This window comes from Cellulomonas dongxiuzhuiae, assembly GCF_018623035.1.
GTDB lineage: Bacteria > Actinomycetota > Actinomycetes > Actinomycetales > Cellulomonadaceae > Cellulomonas > Cellulomonas dongxiuzhuiae.
Map to the genome: position 1 here is coordinate 2,726,459 of NZ_CP076023.1, position 23,866 is coordinate 2,750,324.

Consider the following 23,866-nt stretch of genomic DNA (forward strand, 5'->3'; position numbering starts at 1 on the left):
CGCCGTGCAGACCGGGGCTGTGGACGGCGCCCGCGGTGTCGGCACGGTTCGCTAGCGTGCGACGCGTGACGACGACGGGGCACGCACGGGCGCAGGGATCCCCCGGCCTGCTGCGCGTGCACACGTCCGAGCGCGCGGACGTCCTGGTGGACGCGCTGGCCGACGTGCTCGCGGACGTCCCGCCGGGCGTCGACCCGTTCGCGCGCGAGGTCGTCGCCGTGCCGACGCGCGGCGTCGAGCGCTGGGTGGCGCAGCGGCTGTCCCACCGGCTCGGTGCCGGGCCGGACGGCGAGGCCGGCGTGTGCGCACGCATCGACTTCGACCCGCCGACGCGGCTCGTGCGCGACGCGGTCGCCGCCGCCACGGGCACGGAACGCGACGACGACCCGTGGGAGCCGGAGCGGCTCGTGTGGCACGTGCTGCGGGCGGTCGACGACGCGGTCGCGGCCGGGACGCCGTGGGGTGCGCCCCTCGCCCGGCACCTGCAGGACGACCCCGGGGCGCGCGACGCCGTGCGGGCCGGGCGGCGCCTGCGCCTCGCGCAGCGGATCGCGGGCGCCTTCGCGGCGTACGCGGCGCAGCGTCCGTCGCTGGTCGTCGCCTGGGCCGCCGGGCAGGACGAGGACGGCGCGGGCGCACCCCTGCCGGCGGACGTCGCGTGGCAGGCGCCGCTGTGGCGCGCGGTGCGGGCAGCGGTCGGCGCGGCGAGCCCGGCCGAGCTGCTCGCCGACGCGTGCCGGGTGCTGCGCGCCGAGCCCGACCGGTCGGACCTGCCGCCGCGGCTCTCGGTGCTCGGCCCGACGCGGCTGCCGCAGGCGCACGTCGACGTGCTGACCGCGCTCGCGCTGCACCGCGACGTGCACCTGTGGCTGCCGCACCCGTCGCCGGTCCTGTGGGGGCGCGCGGCGGCGGCCGGTCCGCGGCCCGGGGCGTCGTCGCCGACGGCGCCCCGCCGCGCCGACGTGCCGACCGTGGCCGTCCACCCGCTGCTCGCGTCGGCCGCGCGCGACGCGACCGAGCTCGGCGTGCGGCTGACCGCGTCCGGCGCGCGGGTCACGCACCACCCGGCGCCGCCCCCGCCGCCGACGGTGCTGGGGGCGCTGCAGGCGGCGCTGCGCGCGGACGAGCGGCCCGCGACCCGCGCGGCGGCGGCCGAGGACGACCGCACGGTCCAGGTCCACGCGTGCCACGGCCGCGGCCGGCAGGTCGAGGTGCTGCGGGAGGCCCTGCTGGGGCTGCTCGCCGACGACCCCACGCTCCAGCCGCGCGACGTCGTCGTGCTGTGCCCGGACGTCGAGGCGTTCGCACCGCTCGTCGTCGCCGCGTTCGGCGCCGCCGCGACGCCGGGCGAGCCGGACGACGCGGGCGGGCCGCGGGGTACCGCACGCCCGGCCGTGCACCCCGGTCGCACGCTGCGCGTCCGCGTGGCCGACCGCGCGCCCGCACGGACCAACCCGTTGCTCCGGGTGCTGTCCGCGCTGCTGGCGCTCGCAGGCTCGCGCGTCACGGCGTCGGGCGTCGTCGACCTCGCCGGGCTGCCCGCGGTGCGTCGGCGCTTCGGGTTCGACGACGCGGACACCGAGCGGCTGCGCGCGTGGGCGCTGGAGTCGGGCGTGCGGTGGGGCGAGGACCAGGACCGCCGCGCACGGTACGGCCTGGGCGCGGTCGCGCAGGGGACGTGGCGCACGGCGACCGACCGCCTGCTGCTGGGTGTCGCGATGGCCGAGGAGGACCACCGGTTCATCGGGTCGGCGCTGCCGCTGGACGACGTGGACAGCACGGACGTGGACCTCGCGGGCCGGTTCGCCGAGCTGGTGGACCGTTCGACCGCGCTGCTCGACGAGCTCGAGGGCGTGCGCCCGGCCGGCGCCTGGTTCGACACGCTGGAGCGCGCGCTCGTCCTGCTCACGGCCGCCGACCCGACGGACGCGTGGCAGGAGGTCGAGGCGCGCCGGGTCCTCGGCGACGCACGCTCGTCGGCCGCGGACGTCGACGTGCCGCTGCGCCTGCCGGACGTCGTCGCGCTGCTCGACCCGCGCCTGGCGGGCCGCCCGACGCGCGCCGGCTTCCGGACGGGCGCCCTGACGGTCTGCTCGATGGAACCCATGCGCGCCGTGCCGCACCGCGTCGTGTGCCTGCTCGGCATGGACGACGGCGCGTTCCCCCGCTCGGGTGCGCCCGACGGTGACGACGTGCTCGCCCGCGACCCCCTCGTCGGCGAGCGCGACCGCCGCGCGGAGGACCGCCAGCTGTTCCTCGACGCCGTCATGGCCGCGGGCGACCACCTCGTGGTCGTGCACAGCGGCGCCGACGAGCGCACCGGCGCACCCCGTCCGCCGGCCGTACCCGTGGGTGAGCTGCTCGACGCGGTCGACGAGGCGGTCGAGCTGCCCCGTGGCCGCACGGCGCGCGAGGCTCTCGTGGTGCACCACCCGCTGCAGACGGTCGACGAGCGCAACTTCGCACCCGGCGCCCTGGGGCGGCCCGGCCCGTTCAGCTTCGACGACGTGGACCGCCGTGCCGCGGCCGTCGCGCGCGAGCCCCGCCACCCGCGACCGCCGCTGCTCACGGCACCGCTGCCCCCGCTCGACGAGCCTGTGGTGGACCTCGACGACCTCGTGTCCGCGCTCGAGCACCCGGTCCGGGCGTTCGTCCGACGCCGGCTGGGCGTGCTGGTGCCGGGCGAGACGCAGGACCTCGACGACCGGCTGCCGTTGACGCTCGCCCCGCTCGACGGGTGGGCCACGGGCGACCGGCTGCTCGCGGCGGTGCTCGACGGCGTCGACCTGACCCGGGCGGCGGCGGCCGAGCGCCGCCGCGGCAAGGTGCCGCCCGGCAACCTCGGGGGCGCGGCGCTCGCTGACGTCGCGACGCGCGTCGCGGCCGTCGCGGACGCCGCCGTCCCGGTGCTCGCGGTCCCGGCCACGACCGTCGACGTCACGGTCGCGCTGCCGGGCGGACGCACCCTGACCGGCACGGTCCCCGGCGTGCACGGGGACGTGCTGGTCCGCGCGGTGTACGCGCGGCTCGGCGCCAAGCACCGGTTGCGCGCGTGGGTCCGGCTGCTGGCGCTGGCCGCGAGCCCGGGGGCGCCCGCGGTTCGCGGGGCGGCGACCGTGGGGCGGGGCCCGGGGTCACGCGCCACGGCGGCGACCTCGTGGCTGTCGCCGCCGTCCGCCGAGGACGCGCGGCGCCTGCTCGCGGACCTCCTCGCCGTGCGCGACCGCGCGATGTGCGCACCGCTCCCGCTGCCCGTGGCGGCCGCGGGCACCTACGCGCAACGGCGGCACGGGCACGACGACCCGGCGGGTGCGCTGGCCGATGCGGAGCACACGCTGCGGGACCGGTTCGAGCACATCGACGAGCACCACGTGCTCGCGTGGGGCGACGGGTTCACGCTCACGGCCGTGGCGGGTGACCCGGGGCCGGCGGACCGCGCCGCGTGGCCCGACGAGCCGACGCTGCTCGGTGCGCTCGCGCGCACGGTGTGGGACACCCTCCTGACGCACGAGGGACGGGGGCCCGCGTGAGCGCGACGACCGGCCCCGACGTGTTCGACGTCCGCGGCCCCCTGCCCACGGGGACCACGGTCCTCGAGGCGAGCGCGGGCACCGGCAAGACGTTCACGATCGCGGCCCTCGCCGCCCGGTACGTCGCCGAGGGCCACGCGCGGCTGCCCGAGCTGCTGCTGGTGACGTTCGGCCGCGCGGCGACGAGCGAGCTGCGCGACCGCGTGCGCGCGCGGCTCGTGGACACCGAGCGCGCGTTGCGCGACCCCGCGGCGCGGACCAGCGACGACGTGCTCGTGCGGCACCTCGCGGACGTCGACGACGCCGAGCTGGTCCGCCGGCGCGACCGCCTCACGGTCGCGCTGTCCGAGGTGGACGCCGCGACCATCACGACGACGCACGGCTTCTGCCAGCAGATGCTGCGCGCGCTCGGCACGACGACCGGCGGGGGCGTCGTCGAGCCCGGCGCGGCGCTCCTGCCCGACGTCGCGGACCTCGAGGCGGAGGTCGTCGACGACCTCTACCTGGCCGCGTACGCGGGGGCCGAGCGGCCCGTCCTGACGGTGGCCGACGCACGTGAGGTGGCACGCGCCGCCGTGAGCGACCACGCGGCGCTGCTCGCCCCCGACGACGCACCCGCGGGCACACCCCCCGACCACCGGTTCCGCCTCGCACGCGCCGTGCGACGCGAGATCGTCCGGCGGCGCCGCGCCGCGCACGTCGTCGACTACGACGACCTGCTCACGCTGCTGCACGCCGCGCTCACGGACCCGACGACCGGTGCGGCGGCGGCGGAGCGCGTGCGCGCGCCGTACCGGGTCGTCATGGTCGACGAGTTCCAGGACACCGACCAGGTGCAGTGGCAGATCCTGCGCACCGCCTTCCACGGGCACCGCACGCTGGTGCTCATCGGTGACCCCAAGCAGGCGATCTACGCGTTCCGCGGGGCGGACGTCCACACGTACCTCGAGGCCCGCGACGTCGCGACGACCTCGACGCTCGCGCGGAGCTGGCGCGCCGACCCGCCCGTGCTCGACGGCCTGTCGCACCTGCTGGGCGGCGCGGCGCTCGGGGACCCGCGGATCGTCGTGCACCCGGTCGAGGCCGCGCGCACCGGTCGCCGCCTCGAGGGCGGCCCGCCCGTCGTCGTGCGCCGGGTGACGCGGCGAGCGGTGAACGCGGGCAGCGCGGCGCCGCGGGTGGACGTGGTGCGTGCGCTCGTGCACCGGGACGTGGCCGCGCAGGTGGTGCGCACGCTGCGTGACCACCGGCTGCGCGAGGGCGGCGGGTGGCGTCCCGTGCAGCCCGGCGACATCGCGGTGCTCACGCGCCGCAACGCCGACGCCCTGGCCGTGCGGCAGGCGCTGGCCGCGGCGGGCGTGCCGGCGGTCGTCTCCGGGCTGTCGAGCGTGTTCACGACGTCGGCGGCGCGCGACTGGCTCGTGCTGCTCAGCGCGCTCGCGTCGACGGGCGACTCCGCGCGCGTCGCTGGGGCGGCGCTCACGCCGTTCGTCGGCTGGGACGCCGCCCGGCTGGCCGGCGCCCACGACGTCGAGCGCGAGGACCTCGCGGACCTGCTGCGCGGCTGGTCGCACGTCCTGGCCGGTCAGGGTGTCGCCGCCCTGCTGCAGGCGACCGCGGCGGCGGGGCTGCACGAGCGCCTCGCGGCACGCGTCGACGGCGAGCGCACGCTGACGGACGTGCGTCACGTGGGTGAGGTGCTGCACGCCGCCGCGCGGGACGGGGGCCTGGGCGCGGCGGCGCTGACGGAGTGGCTGCGCGCGCGCATCGACCAGGCCGCGGGCGACTACGCCGAGGAGCGCAGCCGGCGGCTGGAGACGGACGCGGCGGCCGTGCAGGTGGTGACCGTGCACGCCGCCAAGGGCCTGGAGTTCCCGGTCGTCATGGTCCCGTTCGCGTGGGACCGGTTCGTGCCCCGCCTGCCGAACGTGCTGCGCTACCACGACGCGGACGGCAGGCGCCGCCTGCACGTCGGCGGGCCGGCCAGCCCCGGGTACGACGACGCGCGGACGCGCCACCAGGCGGAGGAGGCGGGTGAGGACCTGCGGCTCGCGTACGTCGCACTGACCCGCGCGAGCAGCCAGGTGGTCGTGTGGTGGGCGCCCAGCACGGTGTCGGCGTCGGGTGCGGTGGGCCGGCTCGCGCTCGGCGCGCGCGACCCGCAGGGGCTGCCGCCGGCCACGGTGCCCGTGCCACGGGACGACCAGGCGGCGGCGGGCTTCGACGCCCTCGCGGCACGCTCCGGCGGGACGGTCGTGCACGAGACGGTCGACGCGCCGCCGCCGGTCGTGCGGTGGGAGCGGGGACGCGGTGCCGAGGTCCCGCTCGAGGTCGCGCACCTGCGGCGGGGCGTCGACACGACGTGGCGGCGCACGTCGTACTCGGGGATCACGGCCGCCGCGCACGACGCCGGCCCGGCCGGGCCCGCGGCACCCGACCGCGTCGGTGTCGCGGACGAGCCGGAGGAGCCGGGGATCCAGGACGAGGCCGACGGGCCCGTCCCCGTGCGCCTGCCGCACGCGGGGTACGGCGACGAGCCCGACCCGGAGGTCCTCGCGCGCACCACGCCGGACCCGGTCCTCGTGGCGGCGCTGCGCGCCGTGCGGTCCCCGCTCACCGACCTGCCGGGCGGCACGGCGTTCGGCACGCTCGTGCACCACGTGCTCGAGCGTGTGGACACGTCCGCCGACGACCTCGTGGGCGAGCTGCGCGCACGCTGCGCCGAGGCGGCCGGGCACGGCGGCGGGCTCGGCCTCGACCCCGACGCCCTGGCCGACGCCCTGCTGCCCTCGCTGCACACACCGGGCGGCCCGCTGCTGGGCGGGCGCACGCTCGCGCAGGTCCCCCCGCACGACCGGCTGGCGGAGCTCGACCTCGAGCTGCCGCTCGCGGGGGGCGACCTGGACGCGGACGGCCGGCGTCCGGCGACGCTGCGCGACGTCGCGGACCTGCTGCGTGCGCACCTGCCGCCCGGCGACCCGTTCGCGGCGTACGCCGGCCGGCTCGACACGCTGCACGCCGACCCGGCGACGCGGCCCGGTGCCCTGCGCGGCTACCTCACGGGCAGCATCGACGCGGTCCTGCGCGTCGACGTCGACGGGGACCCCCGGTACGTCGTCGTGGACTACAAGACCAACCGCCTGGGCCCGCCGGACGAGCCGCTGACCGCGTGGCACTACCGTCCCGAGGCGATGCGCGTCGCGATGCTCGACGCGCACTACCCGCTGCAGCTGCTGCTGTACACGGTGGCGCTGCACCGGTTCCTGCGGTGGCGGCTGCCCGGGTACGACCCGCGGCGGCACCTGGGCGGCGGCGCGTACCTGTTCGTGCGCGGCATGTGCGGTCCGGCGACGCCCGTGGTCGACGGGTCGCCCTGCGGGGTCGTGTCGTGGCGTCCGCCCGCGGAGCTCGTGGTGGCGCTGTCCGCGCTGCTGGACGGCAGGGGGACGGGGCTGTGAGGGCCGACCGGGCGGGCGCCGGTGACCGTGCGGGCAGCGTGTCGGACGTCGACCTCGGCGACCCGCGCCGACCGTGGCGTGCGGAGCCGCTGCTGGCGACGTTCGCGGCCGCGGGCGTCCTGACGTCGGCCGACGTGCGCGTCGCGGAGCGCCTGGGCGAGCTCACGGGCGAGGACGACGCGACCGTGCACCTGGCCGCCGCGCTGGCGGTGCGGGCCGTGCGGTCCGGATCGGTGTGCGTCGACCTGGCCGACGCCCCGACGCTCGCGGCCGAGGGCTCCCCCGACGACCCCGACGCGCCCCTGCCGGACGTGCCGCTGCCCTGGCCCGACCTCGACGCGTGGACCGCCGCGGTCCGGCGCAGCGCCCTGGTCGCGGACGGCGTCGACGGGCCGGCGGACCGGCCGGTGCGGTGGGTCGACGGGCGCGTGTACCTCGACCGCTACTGGCGCGACGAGCAGGTGGTCCGCCGGGACGTCGACGCCCGGCTCGCCTCGCTGCTCGACGTCGACGACGACGCGCTGCGCACCGCCGTGCACGCCCGGTTCGACCGGGCGCAGGACGCGCGGCAGCGGCTCGCCGCGGCGACCGCCGCGCTGTCACGGCTGACCGTGCTCACCGGTGGCCCGGGCACCGGCAAGACGACGACCGTCGCGCGTCTCGTGGCGGTGCTGCGGGACGTCGCCGGGCCGGACCTGCGGGTGGCGCTCGCCGCGCCGACGGGCAAGGCCGCCGCGCGGCTGCAGGAGGCGGTCAACGCCGAGCTCGAGCGGATGGTCGAGCGCTCGGGGGCCGCCGCCGCGCCGCTCACGGCCTCGACGATCCACCGCCTCCTCGGGTGGCGCCCCTCGAGCACGCGGTTCGCGCACGACCGCACGCACCGCCTCCCCCACGACGTGGTCGTCCTCGACGAGGCGTCGATGGTGTCCCTCCCGCTGCTCGCGCGCGTCCTCGACGCCCTGCGCCCGGACGCGCGGCTCGTGCTGGTGGGCGACCCGGACCAGCTCGCGTCGGTCGAGGTCGGCGCGGTGCTGGGCGACCTCGTGGCGCGTCCCGTGCGACCGGGCCCGCTGCCCGGCCGGCTCGCGACGGTGCTGCCCGCCGACGTCCCCGACGCCGCGGCGGACACCCGCGACGCGGCGGCGCTGCACGGTGGCGTGGTGCGCCTGGTGGTGGCGCACCGCTTCGGCCACGAGCTCGGTGCCCTCGCGGACGCGGTCCGACGCGGTGACGCCGACGCGGCGCTGGACCTGCTGCGCGCGGGCGGGGCGCACGCGTCACTGGTCGAGCCGGCAGGCGACGTACCGCAGGACGACGAGGTCCCGGGGCTGCGGCTCGACGTCGGGGCGACGGGCGCCCGCATCGCCGCGTCGGCGCGCGCAGGTGACGCCGCCGGGGCGCTCGAGGCGCTCGGGACGCACCGGCTGCTGCTGGCGCACCGGCGCGGACCGGCGGGCGTGGCGCGGTGGGCGTCGCTCGCGCAACGCTGGGTCGAGCAGGCCTCCGGCGAGCTGCACCCGGGACCCTGGCCGGTCGGCCGCCCGCTGCTCGTCACGACGAACGACCGGACGACGGGCCTGTCCAACGGCGACACCGGCGTGGTCGTCGCCGACGGCGAGGGCGGGGTGGTCGCGGCGTTCGGTGAGCCGCGCGCGCCGCGGCTCGTGCGCCCGCACCGGCTGCCGGCGGTCGAGACGGTGCACGCGATGACCGTGCACCGCGCCCAGGGCAGCCAGTTCGCGCTCGTCACCGTGGTCCTGCCGCCCGCGTCGTCCCCGCTGCTGACGCGCGAGCTGCTGTACACGGCGATCACGCGGGCACGCGAGCACGTGCGCGTCGTCGGCTCGGCCGATGCCGTGCGGGCGGCCGTCGAGCGCCCGGTCCGCCGCGCGAGCGGCCTGCGCTTCGCCCGCTGAGCGGCCTCAGCAGCAGCGTTCGTGGGCCATCGACTCGCGGGCGTCGTCGCGGGCGCGCCACCACTGCGCCCGGGTGAGGGGTGCGTGGTCCGGGTGGGTGCGGGCGTGCGCGGCGACGTACCGGTCGTACGCCGCCTCCCCCGTCAGCTCCCGCACGTACCACCGCACCCCCCGCCCCACCCTCCCGACCCGCGAGAGAGCAATCCGGCACACCCCCGATGCGCGTGAGAGAGCGATCCGCTCGCGTCCCGCCGTCGCCACCTGACCGCTCATGTCAGTGCCTCCCGCCCGCCAGCAGGCGCGGGTCGCCCACCACCGCGTACTCCGCCTGTACCTTGCGCTCCAGGGCATCGGCCCCCAGCCCCGACGGTGCGTAGAAGTGGGACGGCGCGAGCGGGTCCTCGCTCGTCCCGACGTCCTCGCCCCGAGCGGCCCCGGCCCGCAGCGCCGTCACGACCGCCATCAGCGCGGTGACCATGAGCAGCGCGACCAGGACGACGAACGCGATGGACAGCGTCCCCTGGATCGCGGTGTTGCGGACGGTGGCCTTCGCGTCGGCGAGCGCCTTCGCGTCGAGCCCCCCGGCGGCGACCTTGTCCTTCGTGGCCTGGTGCAGCGCCCAGTACCCGACGGCCAGGTCGCTGGAGAAGATCTTCTGGTACGAGGCGGCGAAGGTGGTCGCGGTGTCGAACGCGAGGGGCAGCAGCGGGATCCACGCCCACCTCACGTAGCCCTTCTTGACGACCATCACGGTGACGACGGTCAGGGCGCACGCGGCGATGAGCTGGTTCGCGATGCCGAACAGCGGGAACAGCGTGCGGATGCCGCCGTTGGGGTCGGTCACGCCCATGAGCAGCAGCGAGCCCCAGGCGGCGACGACGACGCCCGTCGTGAGCCACGACCCGAGCCGCCAGCTCGGGTCCCGGAACCGCGGCACCGCGTTGCCGATGGCGTCACCGAGCTGGAAGCGGGCCACGCGCGTCACGGCGTCGACGGCGGACAGGATGAACAGCGCCTCGAACATGATCGCGAAGTGGTACCAGAACGACATCATCCCCTTGCCACCCACGACGTCGTGCATGACGTTGGCGATGCCGACGGCGAGCGTCGGCGCACCGCCCGTGCGGGAGACGACCGACGGCTCGCCGACGTCGCTCGCGACGGCCTCGAGCGCGGCGGCGCCGGTGAGCGTGACGTCCTCGCCGTCGACGACGGTGTCCCACGCGATCTCCGGCTGGTTGCCGGCGGGGTCCGAGACGCGCAGGTTCGCGATGGCCGCGGCCGCGTTCTCCTCGGGTGTCGCCTCGGGTGAGAACTGCTCCCCGGCGGTCGCCTCGATCGCTGCGGGCGACATGTTCATCGAGAAGTACACGCCCTGGTTGAGCGACACCGCCGCGGCCAGCGCCATGATCGCGACGAACGACTCCATGAGCATGCCGCCGTACCCGATCATCCGGACCTGCGACTCCTTCTGGATCATCTTGGGAGTCGTGCCCGACGCCACCATGGCGTGCATGCCGGACAGGGCGCCGCACGCGATGGTGATGAACAGGAACGGGAACAGCGCACCGGCGAACACCGGACCCTCGGTGTTGAAGGCGAACTCGGTGAAGTCCGGCATCTGCGCGATCGGCCGCACGACGACGATGCCGACGGCGAGCACGACGATCGTGCCGACCTTCATGAACGTCGACAGGTAGTCCCGGGGCGTCAGCAGCAGCCAGACGGGCAGCACGGCGGCCAGGAACCCGTAGACGACCATGCACACGACGAGCGTCGTCGGCGAGAGCAGGAAGAACTCCCCCCAGGACGACTCGGCGACCCACCGCCCGCCGACGATGGCCGCGATCAGCGCGAGGAACCCGATGACCGACACCTCGGTGACCCGCCCGGGCCGCACGAATCGCAGGTACAGGCCCATGAGCAGGGCGATGGGGATGGTGCAGCCGACGGAGAAGACGCCCCACGGGGACTCGGCGAGCGCGTTGACGCAGACCAGCGCGAGCACGGCCAGCACGATCATCAGCATGACGAACACCACGACGATGGCGACGGTGCCCCCGAACCGCCCGATCTCGTCGCGGGCCATCTGCCCCAGGGACCGCCCACCGCGGCGCATCGAGTAGAACAGCACGAGCATGTCCTGCACGCCGCCCGCGACGACCACGCCGAGGATGATCCACAGCGTCCCGGGCAGGTACCCCATCTGCGCGGCGAGGACCGGCCCGACGAGCGGACCGGCGCCGGCGATCGCCGCGAAGTGGTGCCCGTAGAGCACCCGCCGGTCGGTCGGGTCGAAGTCGCGGCCGTTGTTCACGCGCTCGGCCGGGGTCGCACGGGTGTCGTCGGGACGCATGATGCGCCGCTGGATGTACAGCGCGTAGAAGCGGTACGCGATCGCGTACGTCGCCACCGCGGTGACGACGAACCAGATGGTGTTGACCCGCTCCCCGCGGACGATCGCCAGCATCGTCCAGCCCAGTGCGCCGACCAGCGAGATCGCGACCCACAGCGCGACCTTGGCCGGCGTCCACCGCGGCTTCTCGACGACGCCCACGGGGACCCCGCGGTCGTCGCGCAGGATCTCGGCCTGCTCCTCGGGCGTGTACTCGGGCAGCTGCGCGTCACGCGTCGTCGTCATGTCAGCTCCGTCGATGCCGCGGGGCAACCCGCGTCGGTCCCCCCGACGGCCCCGTCCCCCGATCATGGCCCGTTCGCGGTCACTCCGGCGGGTGACCGGGTCCCGGCGTGTCGTGACAGTGCGCTGCCGGACGCGCTCCGCCCGGGCGGGACGCACGCCGCCGACCCGTGGACAGGAATTCTCATCTACGGTGTCCCATTGAGAACGACATCGGGTCGGACGTTCGGGAGGTGCGCATGATCGGCCAGCGGGTGACGCGCCAGCGCGTCGCGATCGCGGAGCTGCTCGAGGACGTGGACGAGTTCCGCAGCGCGCAGCAGATCCACCAGATGCTGCAGCAGCGCGGTCAGGAGATTGGGCTCGCCACGGTCTACCGGACGCTCAACGCGATGGCCGAGCAGGGGCACCTCGAGGTCTTCCTGCAGCCCACGGGCGAGCACACGTACCTGCGCTGCGAGCCGCGGGCCGAGCACCACCACCACCTCGTGTGCCGCACGTGCGGTCGTACGGTGGACGTCGCGGCACCGGAGCTCGAGCAGCTCGTCGAGTCGCTCGCCTCGAGCCACGACTTCACGGATGTCGAGCACTCGATCGACTTCCTCGGCACCTGCCGGGACTGCGCCCGCGCCTGAGGAGGAGCCATGACCGACACCGCGACGCACGCGGACGCGGTCGTGGCGCTCGTCCGCCGGTGGCTCACGCAGGCCGCCGACGCACCCGTGGACCCGGCCGCCCGGCAGCTCGCCGCGCTGCTGCGCGAGCCGGACGGCCTGGCGTTCGCCGTCGGGTTCGTCGACGGCGTCGTGCGGCCCGAGGACCACGCGGTCGCCGCGCGGCGCCTGCGCGAGCTCGCCTCACGTCCGCCCGCGTTCCTGCCCCCACCGCTGCGGGTCGCCCTGCGCGTCGGCGGCGTGCTCGCGCCGACGCTCCCCGGCGTCGTCGTGCCCGTCGCGCGCCGCGTCCTGCGGCACCTGGTCGGGCACCTCGTGGTCGACGCGACCGACCGGCGGCTCGGCGCCACGATCGCCCGCCTGCGCCGCGACGGCACGCGCCTGAACGTCAACCTGCTCGGCGAGGCCGTCCTGGGTGGTCGCGAGGCCGCGCGGCGGCTCGCCGGCACGCGGCGCCTCCTCGCGCGCGACGACGTCGACTACGTGTCGGTCAAGGTGTCGTCCGTCGTCGCACCGCACGCGCCGTGGGCGTTCGAGGAGGCCGTCACCGACGTCGTCGAGCGTCTGGCCCCGTTGTTCGAGCAGGCGGCCGCGGCCACGACACCGAAGTTCGTCAACCTCGACATGGAGGAGTACAGGGACCTCGACCTCACGGTGGAGGTCTTCACGCGGCTGCTGGACCGCCCCTCGCTCGTCGGGCTCGAGGCGGGGATCGTGCTGCAGGCCTACCTGCCCGACGCGCTGCCCGCGATGCAGCGGCTCCAGACGTGGGCGGCACAACGACGCGCGGCAGGCGGCGCGCGCATCAAGGTGCGGCTCGTCAAGGGCGCCAACCTGCCGATGGAGCGCGTCGAGGCCGAGCTGCACGGCCGGCCCCTGGCGACGTGGGGCACCAAGCGCGAGACGGACGCGCACTACAAGCGCGTCCTCGACTGGGCGCTGCACCCCGACCGCATCGCGAACGTCCGCCTCGGCGTGGCGGGTCACAACCTGTTCGACGTCGCGCACGCCTGGCTGCTGGCCGGCGAGCGCGGCGTCCGCGACGGGGTCGAGCTCGAGATGCTGCTCGGCATGGCGCCCGGCCAGGCCGACGCGGTGCGCCGCGACGTCGGCAGCCTGCTGCTGTACACGCCGGTGGTCGCGCCGCAGGAGTTCGACGTCGCGATCGCCTACCTGGTGCGCCGGCTGGAGGAGGGCGCGTCGGACGACAACTTCATGTCCGCGGTGTTCGACCTCGCCGACGACGACGCCCTGTTCGCGCGCGAGCGCGACCGGTTCCTCGCGTCCCTCGCGGACGTCGACCGGCCCGTCCCGGACCGGCACCGCGTCCCCGACCGGCACGCGGCCGTGCCCCCGTCGGCGCCCGGTGCGTTCACGAACACCCCCGACACCGACCCGGCGGTGCCCGAGCACCGCGCGTGGGTGCGCGACGTGCTGGCGCGGGTGCCCGCGTCACGCCTCGGCTCCCCCGCGATCGAGGCCGCGCGCGTGCACGACGCGGGCGACCTGGACGCGCTCGTCCGCGACGCGCGCCGCGCCGGCCGGGAGTGGGGCCGGCGCCCGGCGTCCGAGCGTGCTGCGGTCCTCGACCGTGCCGCCGACGCCCTCGAGGCGCACCGCGGCGACCTGCTGGAGGTCATGGCGTCCGAGGCGGGCAAGACCGTCGACCAGGGCGATCCGGAGGTCTCCGAGGCCGTCGACTTCGCGCACTGGTACGCCGAGCTCGCACGCGGGCTCGAGCACGTCGACGGTGCACGGTTCGTGCCCGCCGCGCTCACGCTCGTCACGCCGCCGTGGAACTTCCCGGTCGCGATCCCCGCGGGCTCGACGCTCGCGGCGCTGGCCGCGGGGTCGGCGGTCGTCCTCAAGCCGGCCGGGCCCGCCGAGCGGTGCGGTGCGGTGCTGGCCGAGGCGCTGTGGGAGGCGGGTGTGCCGCGCGACGTCCTGCGCCTGGTGCAGGTCGAGGAGGCGACGCTCGGCCGCGCGCTGGTCGCCCACCCCGCCGTGGACCGGGTCATCCTCACCGGTGCGTACGAGACGGCCGAGCTGTTCCGCTCGTTCCGCCCGGACCTGCCGCTGCTGGCGGAGACGAGCGGCAAGAACGCGATCGTCGTGACGCCGAGCGCGGACCTCGACCTGGCCGTGCGTGACGTCGTCGCGTCCGCGTTCGGGCACGCGGGGCAGAAGTGCTCGGCCGCGTCCCTGGTGGTGCTCGTCGGGTCGGTGGCGACGTCGCGCCGGTTCCGGTCGCAGCTGCTCGACGCGGTGTCGTCGCTGACCGTCGGGCTGCCGCAGGACGCCCGCACGCAGGTGGGGCCGCTCATCGAGCCCGCGACGGGCAAGCTGCTGACGGGCCTGACCGAGCTCGAGCCGGGCCAGGTGTGGGCGCTGGCGCCCCGCCGGCTCGACGACGCGGGCCGGCTGTGGACGCCGGGGGTCGTGACGGGGGTGCGCCGCGGGTCGCGTACGCACCGGACCGAGTACTTCGGGCCCGTGCTGGGCGTCATGACCGCCGCGACGCTCGACGACGCGATCGACCTCGTGAACGACGTGGACTACGGCCTGACCTCCGGCCTGCACAGCCTCGACGCCGACGAGGTGGCGCTGTGGCTCGACCGCGTCGAGGCGGGCAACCTCTACGTCAACCGCGGCACGACCGGCGCGATCGTGCGCCGCCAGCCGTTCGGCGGGTGGAAGCGGTCGGCTGTCGGACCGGGCACCAAGGCGGGCGGGCCCAGCTACCTGGCGGGGCTCGGCTCGTGGACGTCCGAACGCGCCACCACCGGCACGGCCGTGACGCACCCGCGCGTGCTCGCGCTGGTCGAGGCCGCGCGCACCGAGCTGCCCACCGCCGACGCCGAGCGCGTCGAGCGCGGCGCCCGCAGCGACGCCGCCGCCTGGCGCGACCTGTTCGCGGCGCGCGACGTCAGTGCGCTGGCCTGCGAGCGCAACGTGCTGCGCCACGTGCCGGTGAGCGAGCCGGTGCTGGTGCGACAGGCCGTCGGCGCCCCGCTGGCCGACCTGGTCCGCGTCGTCGCCGGTGCGGCGCTCGCCGGGTCGCGCGTCGTCGTGTCGGTGCCCGCAGCGCTGCCGCCGCGGCTGACGGCGGCGGTCTCGGCCGTCGGGCCGCTGCAGGTCGAGGACGACGCGGTCTGGGCGGCTCGCGTCGGCGGGCGACCCGGTGGCCGCGTGCGCCTCGTCGGGGGGACGGCCGCCGACCTCGCGGCAGCGACGGAGGGCCGCCCCGACGTCGTGATCTGGGACCACCCCGTGACCGAGGCGGGCCGCGTCGAGCTGCTGCCGTTCGTGCGAGAGCAGGCGGTGAGCGTCACGGCCCACCGGTTCGGCACGCCGCACCACCTCACGGACGATGCGCTGCCGCTGGGTGGCTGAGGTGCAGGGTGGCTGAGGTGCAGGGCGGCTGAAGGGCAAGGCGGCTGAGCGCCGGCGCGGCGCCGTTCAGTCCCGCGTGAGGGGCGGGTGCAGCGTCGTGACGTCGCCCCGCCGGTAGACGGTCGCGGGGCGGCCCCGGCCCTCGGTGCGCGTGCGGCCCGTGTCGACCAGCAGACCGGGCACGCCGGTGAGCTTGCGGTGGAAGTTGCGGGGGTCGAGGGTCGCACCCCACACCGCCTCGTAGACGCGCCGCAGGTCGCCGATCGTGAACTCCGGCCCGCAGAACGCGGTGGCCAGCGAGCTGTACTCGAGCTTGGCGCGGGCGCGCTCGAGCCCGTCGGCCAGGATGCGCGCGTGGTCGAACGCGAGGGCCTCGCGCTGCGCCCGCACCACGGGGACCCAGGCGGCCTGCGCGGCGTCCGTCCCGGCCCGCGGTTCGGGCAGGTCGGGGGCGAGCGCGAGGTACGCGACGGAGACGACGCGCATGCGCGGGTCGCGCCCGGGGTCGCCGTACGACGCGAGCTGCTCGAGGTGCCCGGGGACGTCGTGCACGCCGGTCTCCTCGGCGAGCTCGCGCTCGGCCGCGGCGTCGAGGCCCTCGTCGGGCCGCACGAACCCGCCGGGCAGCGCCCAGTGCCCGCGCCACGGCTCGGCGCCGCGCTCGACGAGCAGCACGTGCAGCTCTCCGCCGCGCAGCGTGAGGACGACGAGGTCCACGGTCACCGCGAACGGCGGGAAGTCGGCGGGGTCGTACCCGGGGAGCGTCACACGACCACCATATCTCGTCAGGTTGACATCAAACCAGCAGCCATTTATCGTCGCCATGACATCAAATCACTCAGGGCTCCGAGCCCACCACGGAGGCACCGACATGGCCACCATCACCCGCTACCCCCTCGTCCGGCACCTGCGCTCGACCCCCACGGCCCACGTCATGCAGATGACGGACGGGCAGCTGCGCCGCTCGGGCATCGGCCTCGCCTTCTGGTTCCGCCCGCTGACGGCCGTGCTCTCGGAGGTGCCCGTCGACGACCGCGAGCTGCCGCTCGTCGCCCACGCCCGCACCGCCGACCTGCAGGACGTCACCGCGCAGGTGACGGTCAGCTACCGCTTCGAGAACCCCGAGGTCGTCGCGCAGCGCCTCGACTTCAGCATCGACGCCGGCACCGGGCGCTGGACCGCCGACCCGTTGCAGCAGGTGGGGCAGCTGCTCGGCGAGCTCGCCGCCGGGCACGTCATGGACGCGCTCGCGGGCAGCACGCTGCGCGAGGCCGTGTCGTCGGGCACCGGCCCGCTGCGCCACCAGGTCACCGCCGCGCTGCTCGCCGACGAGCGCGTCGCCGCCACCGGGCTGCGGGTCCTCGGGGCGCGCGTCGGGTCGGTCCGCGCCGACGCCGACCTCGAGCGGGCGCTGCAGACCCCGGCGCGCGAGGGCGCCCAGGCCGAGGCCGACCGGTCGACGTTCGAGCGGCGCGCCCTGGCCGTCGAGCGCGAGCGGGCGATCGCCGAGAACGAGCTGAACAACCGCATCGAGCTCGCGGGACGCGAGCAGCAGCTCGTCGCGCAGGAGGGCACCAACGCCCGTGTCCGGGCCGACGAGGCCGCAGCCGCGGCCCTCATCGCGGCCCGCGCCACGGCCGAGCGCCGCCACCTGCAGGCCACGGCGGACGCCGAGGCCACCCGGTTGCAGGGCGAGGCGGACGGCGCCGCCGAGCGCGCCCGCATGGCCGCGCTGGCCGATGTCGACCAGGGCGTGCTGCTCGCGGTCGCGCTGCGCGAGCTCGCGTCGCACCTGCCGGCGATCGGCCAGGTCACGGTCACGCCCGACCTGCTGACCGGTGCGCTCGCCGCGCTCACCGCGGGCCGGGGCGAGTGACGTGGCACTGGCACCCCGCGCGGTCGTCGTGCACCGGCGCTCGGAGCTCGAGGAGCTCGTCGACCGGCACGGCACCCGCGGTCAGGTCGAGTTCTTCCTGCGCACCCGGGGCCGGGACCTCGCCGACGTGCAGGCGCGCCACGACGCCCTCGACGACGCGCTGCGCGAGGTCCGTGCCGCCGTGCCGACGGACTGGCGGCGCGGCGACGTCGAGCGTGGCGACCTGCACCGCTTCGCGTTCGACCCCGGTGACGTGTGCCTCGTCGTCGGCCCCGACGGGCTGGTCGCGAACACCGCCAAGTACCTGCGCGACCAGCTCGTCGTCGGGGTCGACCCCGAGCCCGGGCGCAACGCCGGCGTGCTCGTGCGGCACCGGTCCGCCCAGGTGGCCGGCGCCCTGGCGGACGTCGTGCGCGGCGCGGCGGTCGTCGAGGGGCGCGCCCTGGTGCGGGCGGTCCTCGACGACGGCACGTCGCTCGACGCGCTCAACGACGTGTACGTCGGGCACGTGGGGCACCAGTCGGCCCGGTACGTGCTGACGTCGCCCGACGGCAGCGAACGGCAGTCGTCGTCGGGCGTCGTCGTGACGACGGGGACGGGGTCGACCGGCTGGGCGACGTCGCTCGCACGTGGTCGCGCGGGCGCACCGCCGCTGCCCGGACCGGCCGACGACGCGCTGGCCTGGTTCGTCCGCGAGGCGTGGCCGTCCCCGACCACCGGCGCCTCCCGGACCGCGGGGCTGCTGACGCACGACCAGCGGCTCACGCTCGTCGTCGAGTCCGACGCGCTCGTGCTGTTCGGCGACGGGCTCGAGGCCGACCGGCTCACCGCGACGTGGGGGCAGACCGTCACGCTGGACGTCGCCGAGCGGCGGCTGCGCCTGGTCGCGCCGTGAGGACGCGTCAGGCGTCGTCGCCCTTGGCGACGAGGTACACGCGGCCGGAGGCGTCGCGCACGCGCTCGAAGCCGTCGTGCAGCGCTCCCTCGCGCTCCTGCTCGGCCTCGGTGGTGTCACGTCCGGTGCGGCGCGGGTCGCTGACCTGCGCCGGGCCCAGCAGGTGGCGCGCGAGCCAGGCGGTCGCGTCCAGCCGTTCGCGGGGCTGCTTCGTCACGTCCGCTCCTCCGATGCTCCGACCGCTGCCACGCTACCTCGCCCTCCTGGTCCTGTGGCGGCCCGCCCGCCGACCGGTCAGGGGCTGTCCCCGCGAGGCGCCGCGGGTGTTTCATGGGCGCGTGACGCCGAGCGACGCACCGAGCGCCGACCCGCCGGCCCTGACCCCGGGCTTCCGCGGCCGGCCCCGCACGTCGGGCGTCGCGCTGCCGCCCGGGCAGTACGAGGTCCACGACTTCCCCGTCCTGTCCGCCGGCCCGACCCCGAACGTCGACAGCGCGACCTGGCAGCTGGAGGTCAGCACCGAGGACCGCACGACCTTCCGGTGGACGTGGGCCGACCTCATGGCCCTGCCCCAGGAGGACGCGGTCGTCGACCTGCACTGCGTGACCCGCTGGTCGAAGTTCGGGACCCGGTGGCGCGGCGTCAGCCTCGACGTGCTGCTGGCCGACGTCCCGTCCGCCGCGCAGTACGCGCTCGTCGGGTGCTACGGCGGGTACACCACCAACCTGCCCGTCGCGGACCTGCTGGGCGGCAAGGCGTGGGTCGCCCACACCTACGACGGCCGCCCGCTCGACCCGCTGCACGGCGGCCCCGCACGGCTCCTCGTGCCGCACCTGTACCTGTGGAAGTCCGCCAAGTGGGTCCGGTCGATCACGCTGCTCGACGCCGAGCAGCAGGGGTTCTGGGAGCGCAACGGCTACCACGACTACGGCGACCCGTGGCGCGAGCAGCGCTACCAGGGCGACCCGTGACGGCTGCCGCGACCGCCGACGAGGCGCCCGACGTCGCGCCGCGCGCCGCCCGCCTGGGCGAGCGCTTCGCCACCACCGCGGGGTGGCGCGTGGCGCGCGTCGTCGACGCGTGGCACGAGACCCCGAGCGCCCGCACGCTCGTCCTCGACGTCCCCGGCTGGCCCGGCCACCGCGCCGGGCAGCACGTCGACCTGCGGCTGACCGCGGAGGACGGCTACACCGCGTCGCGCGCCTACTCGGTCAGCGCCCCCACCGACCCCGCGCACCCGGGCCACGTGCACGTGACCGTCCAGCGCGTCGTGGGCGGCGAGGTGTCGACGTACCTCGTCGACGACCTGCCGGTGGGCGCCGGGATCGAGGTGCGTGGACCCGTGGGCGGCTGGTTCGTCTGGGAGCCCGGCACCGCGCACGGCGCGCCGGTCCTGCTGCTCGCCGGCGGGTCGGGGGTCACGCCGCTGGTCGCCATGGTGCGCGCGCGTCGTGCCGCGGGCGACCGCACCCCGTTCCGCGTCCTGTACTCGGTGCGCATGCCGACCGACGCGCTGTTCCTCGACGAGCTCACGCGCGGGCGTCTCGACGGCGTCGACGCCGACGTGTGGTTCACGCGCGCGGCTCCCCCGGACGCCCCCCGCCCGCCCGCCCGCATCGGGCTGCGGGACCTCGCGCACCACGGCTGGCCGGCCGCGCTCGAGCCGGTCTGCTACGTGTGCGGACCGACCGGGTTCGTCGAGGCGATGACGCGGATGCTGCTCGTGCTCGGGCACGACGCACGCGCGATCCGCGCCGAGAGGTTCGGGCCCTCGACGGACTGAGCGCCCGGACGACCCGCGTCGTCAGTGGGCCGCGGGTGCCGCGTCGCCCTCGGTGTGCGGGTGCCGGCGCTTGTGCACCTGGTGCACGACCAGCACGACCACCGCGCCGACGACCACGCCGATGAGCGCCGAGGCCAGCGTGTTGACGAACCAGGCGAGGAACCCGCCGACCCCGGCGACCCCGTGCACGGCCTCCTCGAGGTGGTGCACGACGTCGTACAGGCCGTGCCACCCGAGCTCGTCGACGCCGACGAGCAGGATGTGCCCGCCGACCCACAGCATCGCCGCGATGCCCACGGTCGACAGGACCGCCAGCACCTTCGGCATGGCGTTCACCAGACCACGCCCGAAGCCGGCGACGAACCCGTGGCGGGTCGCGGCGAGCCGCACGCCGACGTCGTCCATCTTCACGATGAGCGCGACGATCCCGTACACGACGGCCGTGATCGCCAGCGCGACGACCACGAGGATGATCGCGCGCGACAGCAGCTCCTCGTCGGCGACCTCGTTGAGCGCGATCACCATGATCTCGGCCGACAGGATGAAGTCGGTGCGGATCGCGCTGGACACCATGCGCGTCTCGGCCTCGGGGCCCTGCTCGGGCGCGGGGAGCGCGGGCTTGTCGTGGTGCTTGCCGCTGACGGCCTCCCACAGCTTCTCGGCACCTTCGAACGCGAGGTACGTGCCGCCGACCATGAGGATCGGCGTGAGCAGCCACGGCAGGAACTGGCTGAGCAGGAGGATCGCCGGGAGGATGAACAGCAGCTTGTTGCGCAGCGAGCCGCGTGCGATCTTCCAGATCATCGGCAGCTCGCGGTTCGCCGCTGCGCCAGCCACGTAGCGCGGCGTCACCGCGGTGTCGTCGATGACGACGCCCGCGGCCTTCGCGCTCGCGCGTCCCGCCGCCGCGCCGACGTCGTCGATCGACGCCGCAGCGAGCTTCGCGAGCGTCGCGATGTCGTCCAGGAGCGCAGCGAGACCGCCTGCCATGAGCCACCTTCGTCCGTGCTGAGCGCGGGCCGGGCCGGACCGCGCAGGGACAGGGTAGGGCCATGCGCCCGGCCCGCGCCCGACGGTCAGGCCGTCAGGTCCCGCCGCCGCAACGCCGCCGTCGCCACGGCGGCGAGTGCCCCGGCCACCGCGGTCGTCGCGACGAGCGGCAGCGCCGTGACCGCCTCGTGCGGTGCCTGCGGCGCCAGCGCGAAGGGCGCGGCGTCGACGACCGCGTCGGGCAGACCGAACAGCGGTCCGTACAGGCCGACGAGGATCGAGGCCACGAGCAGCAGCCAGACCCACCACGCTCCCGTCCGCAGGCCGTGCGCGACGGCCGCGAGGCCGACGAAGCACAGGACGACCGGCAGGTGGACGAGGCTCGCGACCGTCAGCTCGGCGACCAGACCGGCGTCCCCCGTCGCGCTCGCCGCCCCCAGTCCCAGACCGAGCCCCGAGGCGAGCAGCAGCGCGGTGGCGCCGGCGACCGTCACCAGGAGCCGCCCCCACAGCCAGGCGGGGCGACTCACGGCTCCCGACAGGACGACGCCCGTCCGCCCCTCGGTCTCCTCCCGGGTGAGGCGGTTGACGCAGACGACGCCCTCGACCGCGACCGCCATCGCGAAGAACCCGAGGAACGCCGACAGCGTCGACCCCAGGACGTCGCCGCTGCTCGCCCCGCCGATGATGGCGGCGAGCTCGGGCTGCGACTCGAAGGCGTCGACGATGCCCTGTCCCATCGACCCGGTCAGGACGGCGAAGACCAGCAGCCCGACGGCCCACCCGGCGATCGAGGCCCGCTCGAGGCGCAGCGTCAGCCCGGCCGGGCTCAGCAGCCCGCGCCGCGCGTCCGGGCGGCCCCGCCGCGCCGGCAGGAGCCCGGCGCCGACGTCGCGCCGCGCCGCGAGCGTGAACCCCACGAGGACCAGGACCACCGCCAGCGCGACCCCGGGCAGCAGCGGCCACCACCGCAGGTCGACGAACGCCCGGGTCTGCTGCGCCCACCCGACGGGTGACACCCACGACAGCGCGCTGCCGCCGCGTTCGGTCGCGTCACCCACGCCGCGCAGCACGTAGGCGAGCCCGAGCAGGCCACCGGCGGCCCCCGACGCGGTCCGTGCGTGCTCGCTCAGCTGCGCGGCCACCCCGGCCGCGGCCCCGAACACGAGGCCCACCACGGCGCAGCCGACCGCGACGGCCAGGGAGTCGGGCAGTGCGAGACCGGCCGCGAGCTGTGCGCCGAGCAGCACGAGCGCGACGACCGCGTTCGCGACGACGAGGACCACGAGGGCCGCCGCCAGCGGGGCGTCGCGTCCCACGGCACCGGCGCGCAGGAGCTCCGCACGCCCGGCCTCCTCGTCGGCGCGGGTGTGACGGACCACCGTGAGGATCGACATCACGGCCACCGCGACCGCGATCATCCCGAGGAGCTCGTTGGCGAGCATGGCCCCGAACGTGTAGTCGTCCAGGCCGTACCCCGGCCCGGACAGGAACGCGCCCGACGGCTGCTTCATGATCTCGGCCTGCGCCTGCAGCGCAGCGGCGTCCGGGTACGCCACCGGCATGGCGGCCGCGAGGTACCCGACGAGCCCACCGACGGCGAGCGCCCACACCACGATCCGCAGGCGGTCGCGCCGCAGCGCGAGACGCACGAGCCGCGCGGTCCCCGCCCACGCAGGGCTCGACCCGGTGGCGCCCGTCGCCCGCTCCCCGGGCACGCGGTCCGCGCGCGCCGGGGTGGCCGTCGTCATCGCGCACCGCCCGCGGCGCTCGTCGCGGCGAGGGCCGCCGGTGTCCCGTAGTGGTGGACGAACAGCTCCTCGAGCGTGGGAGGGCTGACCACGAGGTCGCTGATCCCGGCCGCGGCGAGCACCGCCATGACCCGCGACAGCGCCGCGTCGTCGACCGTGAACGTCACCCGCCCGCCGTCCGACGCGACGTCGTGGACGCCGTCGAGCCCGGCGAGCACCGCCGGGCTCGAGGGTGTCGTGACCCGCACCGTGCTGCGCGTGAGGTGGCGCAGGTCGTGCAGGGTGCCGCTCTGCACGGTCCGACCGGCGCGGACGATCGTGACGCGGTCGCAGAGCTTCTCGACCTCGGCGAGGACGTGGCTCGACAGCAGCACGGTCGTGCCGCGGGCGACGGCCTCGCGGACGCACTGCTGGAACACGAGCTCCATGAGCGGGTCCAGGCCCGACGTCGGCTCGTCGAGGACCAGCAGCTCGACGTCGCACGCCAGCGCCGCGACCAGCGCGACCTTCTGCCGGTTGCCCTTCGAGTACGTCCGCGCCCGCCTGCCGGGGTCCAGGTCGAAGCGCTCGAGCAGCTCGGCCCTGCGGGCGCGGTCGACCGGGCCGCGCAGGCTCGCGAGGAGGTCGATGACCTCGCCACCCGTGAGCCTGGGCCACAGGTTGACGTCGCCCGGGACGTACGCGAGACGCCGGTGCAGCGCCACCGCGTCGGACCAGGGGTCGCCGCCCAGCAGCCGGACCGTCCCGGCGTCGGCGCGCAGCAGGCCGAGCAGGACGCGGATCGTCGTGGACTTCCCGGCGCCGTTGGGCCCGAGGAACCCGTGGACCTCACCGGGTGCGACCTCCAGGTCGAGCTCGTCCAGCGCCCGCACGGCGCCGAACGACTTGGTGAGTCCCCGCACCTCGATGACGGGGGACGTGGTGCGGTCGGTTGCCATGGCTCCACCCTCTCGGGAGTGATC

Annotated in this window: 16 protein-coding genes; 9 read left to right on the plus strand and 7 right to left on the minus strand. The window is 76.3% G+C overall.

Features of this window, described 5'->3' with window-relative positions; genetic code table 11:
• Window positions 1-65 precede the first annotated feature (65 nt).
• Genes recC through recD form a run of 3 tightly spaced genes read left to right on the plus strand, consistent with a single transcriptional unit; the run spans window position 66 to window position 8,904 of the window.
• A complete protein-coding gene (gene recC / locus KKR89_RS12200) occupies window positions 66-3,530 on the plus strand; it encodes an exodeoxyribonuclease V subunit gamma (RefSeq protein ID WP_251140877.1) in 3,465 nt (1,154 codons plus the stop codon).
• Window positions 3,527-6,988, plus strand: a complete 3,462-nt coding sequence (locus KKR89_RS12205; protein WP_208195576.1) for a UvrD-helicase domain-containing protein — start codon at window positions 3,527-3,529, stop codon at window positions 6,986-6,988. Before recC ends, KKR89_RS12205 begins: the two co-directional genes overlap by 4 nt.
• Window positions 6,985-8,904, plus strand: coding sequence for an exodeoxyribonuclease V subunit alpha (recD, locus tag KKR89_RS12210; protein WP_251140878.1), 1,920 nt, complete (start codon window positions 6,985-6,987; stop codon window positions 8,902-8,904). Before KKR89_RS12205 ends, recD begins: the two co-directional genes overlap by 4 nt.
• Before the next feature lie 6 nt (window positions 8,905-8,910).
• Here recD and KKR89_RS18485 read toward each other — a convergent pair whose 3' ends face one another.
• Entirely contained in the window at window positions 8,911-9,255 is a 345-nt protein-coding gene (locus KKR89_RS18485) for a YbdD/YjiX family protein (RefSeq protein WP_307802208.1), read from the minus strand.
• Window positions 9,179-11,545 carry a carbon starvation CstA family protein gene (locus KKR89_RS12220; RefSeq protein ID WP_208195578.1) on the minus strand — a complete coding sequence of 789 codons (2,367 nt, stop codon included), beginning with the start codon at window positions 11,543-11,545 and terminating at the stop codon, window positions 9,179-9,181. Before KKR89_RS12220 ends, KKR89_RS18485 begins: the two co-directional genes overlap by 77 nt.
• A 236-nt stretch (window positions 11,546-11,781) precedes the next feature.
• Between KKR89_RS12220 and KKR89_RS12225 the strand changes: the two genes are divergently transcribed.
• Both KKR89_RS12225 and KKR89_RS12230 read left to right on the plus strand, forming a co-directional pair.
• Window positions 11,782-12,177, plus strand: coding sequence for a Fur family transcriptional regulator (locus KKR89_RS12225; RefSeq protein WP_243882242.1), 396 nt, complete (start codon window positions 11,782-11,784; stop codon window positions 12,175-12,177).
• A gap of 9 nt (window positions 12,178-12,186) precedes the next feature.
• Complete coding sequence (locus KKR89_RS12230; RefSeq protein ID WP_208195580.1) at window positions 12,187-15,609, plus strand: bifunctional proline dehydrogenase/L-glutamate gamma-semialdehyde dehydrogenase; 3,423 nt, start codon at window positions 12,187-12,189, stop codon at window positions 15,607-15,609.
• Window positions 15,610-15,675: 66 nt separating this feature from the next.
• Here the strand turns inward: KKR89_RS12230 and KKR89_RS12235 are convergent, their stop codons facing one another.
• The gene (locus KKR89_RS12235) at window positions 15,676-16,377 is read right to left on the minus strand and encodes an NUDIX hydrolase (protein ID WP_251140880.1); all 702 of its coding nucleotides are present in this window, start codon (window positions 16,375-16,377) and stop codon (window positions 15,676-15,678) included.
• A gap of 103 nt (window positions 16,378-16,480) precedes the next feature.
• Here KKR89_RS12235 and KKR89_RS12240 point away from each other — a divergent pair, with 103 nt between their 5' ends.
• Window positions 16,481-17,485, plus strand: a complete 1,005-nt coding sequence (locus tag KKR89_RS12240) for an SPFH domain-containing protein (RefSeq protein WP_208195582.1) — start codon at window positions 16,481-16,483, stop codon at window positions 17,483-17,485.
• Window position 17,486: 1 nt separating this feature from the next.
• Window positions 17,487-18,380: an NAD(+)/NADH kinase gene (locus tag KKR89_RS12245; protein ID WP_208195583.1), complete on the plus strand. Its 894-nt coding sequence runs from the start codon at window positions 17,487-17,489 to the stop codon at window positions 18,378-18,380.
• A gap of 7 nt (window positions 18,381-18,387) precedes the next feature.
• On the opposite strand, the gene KKR89_RS12250 is transcribed toward KKR89_RS12245, so the two are convergent.
• A complete protein-coding gene (locus KKR89_RS12250; RefSeq protein ID WP_208195584.1) occupies window positions 18,388-18,597 on the minus strand; it encodes a hypothetical protein in 210 nt (69 codons plus the stop codon).
• A 121-nt stretch (window positions 18,598-18,718) separates the two neighbouring features.
• Here KKR89_RS12250 and KKR89_RS12255 point away from each other — a divergent pair, with 121 nt between their 5' ends.
• Both KKR89_RS12255 and KKR89_RS12260 read left to right on the plus strand, forming a co-directional pair.
• Entirely contained in the window at window positions 18,719-19,351 is a 633-nt protein-coding gene (locus KKR89_RS12255; protein ID WP_251140881.1) for a sulfite oxidase-like oxidoreductase, read from the plus strand.
• A complete protein-coding gene (locus KKR89_RS12260) occupies window positions 19,348-20,163 on the plus strand; it encodes an FAD-binding oxidoreductase (protein ID WP_251140882.1) in 816 nt (271 codons plus the stop codon). Before KKR89_RS12255 ends, KKR89_RS12260 begins: the two co-directional genes overlap by 4 nt.
• A 21-nt stretch (window positions 20,164-20,184) precedes the next feature.
• Here the strand turns inward: KKR89_RS12260 and KKR89_RS12265 are convergent, their stop codons facing one another.
• The 3 genes from KKR89_RS12265 to KKR89_RS12275 all read right to left on the minus strand — a co-directional run bounded on the left by KKR89_RS12265 (window position 20,185) and on the right by KKR89_RS12275 (window position 23,842).
• Window positions 20,185-21,153 carry a DUF808 domain-containing protein gene (locus KKR89_RS12265; RefSeq protein WP_208195586.1) on the minus strand — a complete coding sequence of 323 codons (969 nt, stop codon included), beginning with the start codon at window positions 21,151-21,153 and terminating at the stop codon, window positions 20,185-20,187.
• A gap of 86 nt (window positions 21,154-21,239) precedes the next feature.
• Complete coding sequence (locus KKR89_RS12270) at window positions 21,240-22,904, minus strand: ABC transporter permease (protein ID WP_208195587.1); 1,665 nt, start codon at window positions 22,902-22,904, stop codon at window positions 21,240-21,242.
• The gene (locus KKR89_RS12275) at window positions 22,901-23,842 is read right to left on the minus strand and encodes an ABC transporter ATP-binding protein (RefSeq protein WP_208195588.1); all 942 of its coding nucleotides are present in this window, start codon (window positions 23,840-23,842) and stop codon (window positions 22,901-22,903) included. The genes KKR89_RS12270 and KKR89_RS12275 overlap by 4 nt, the downstream gene beginning before the upstream one ends.
• Between the last annotated feature and the right edge of the window lie 24 nt (window positions 23,843-23,866).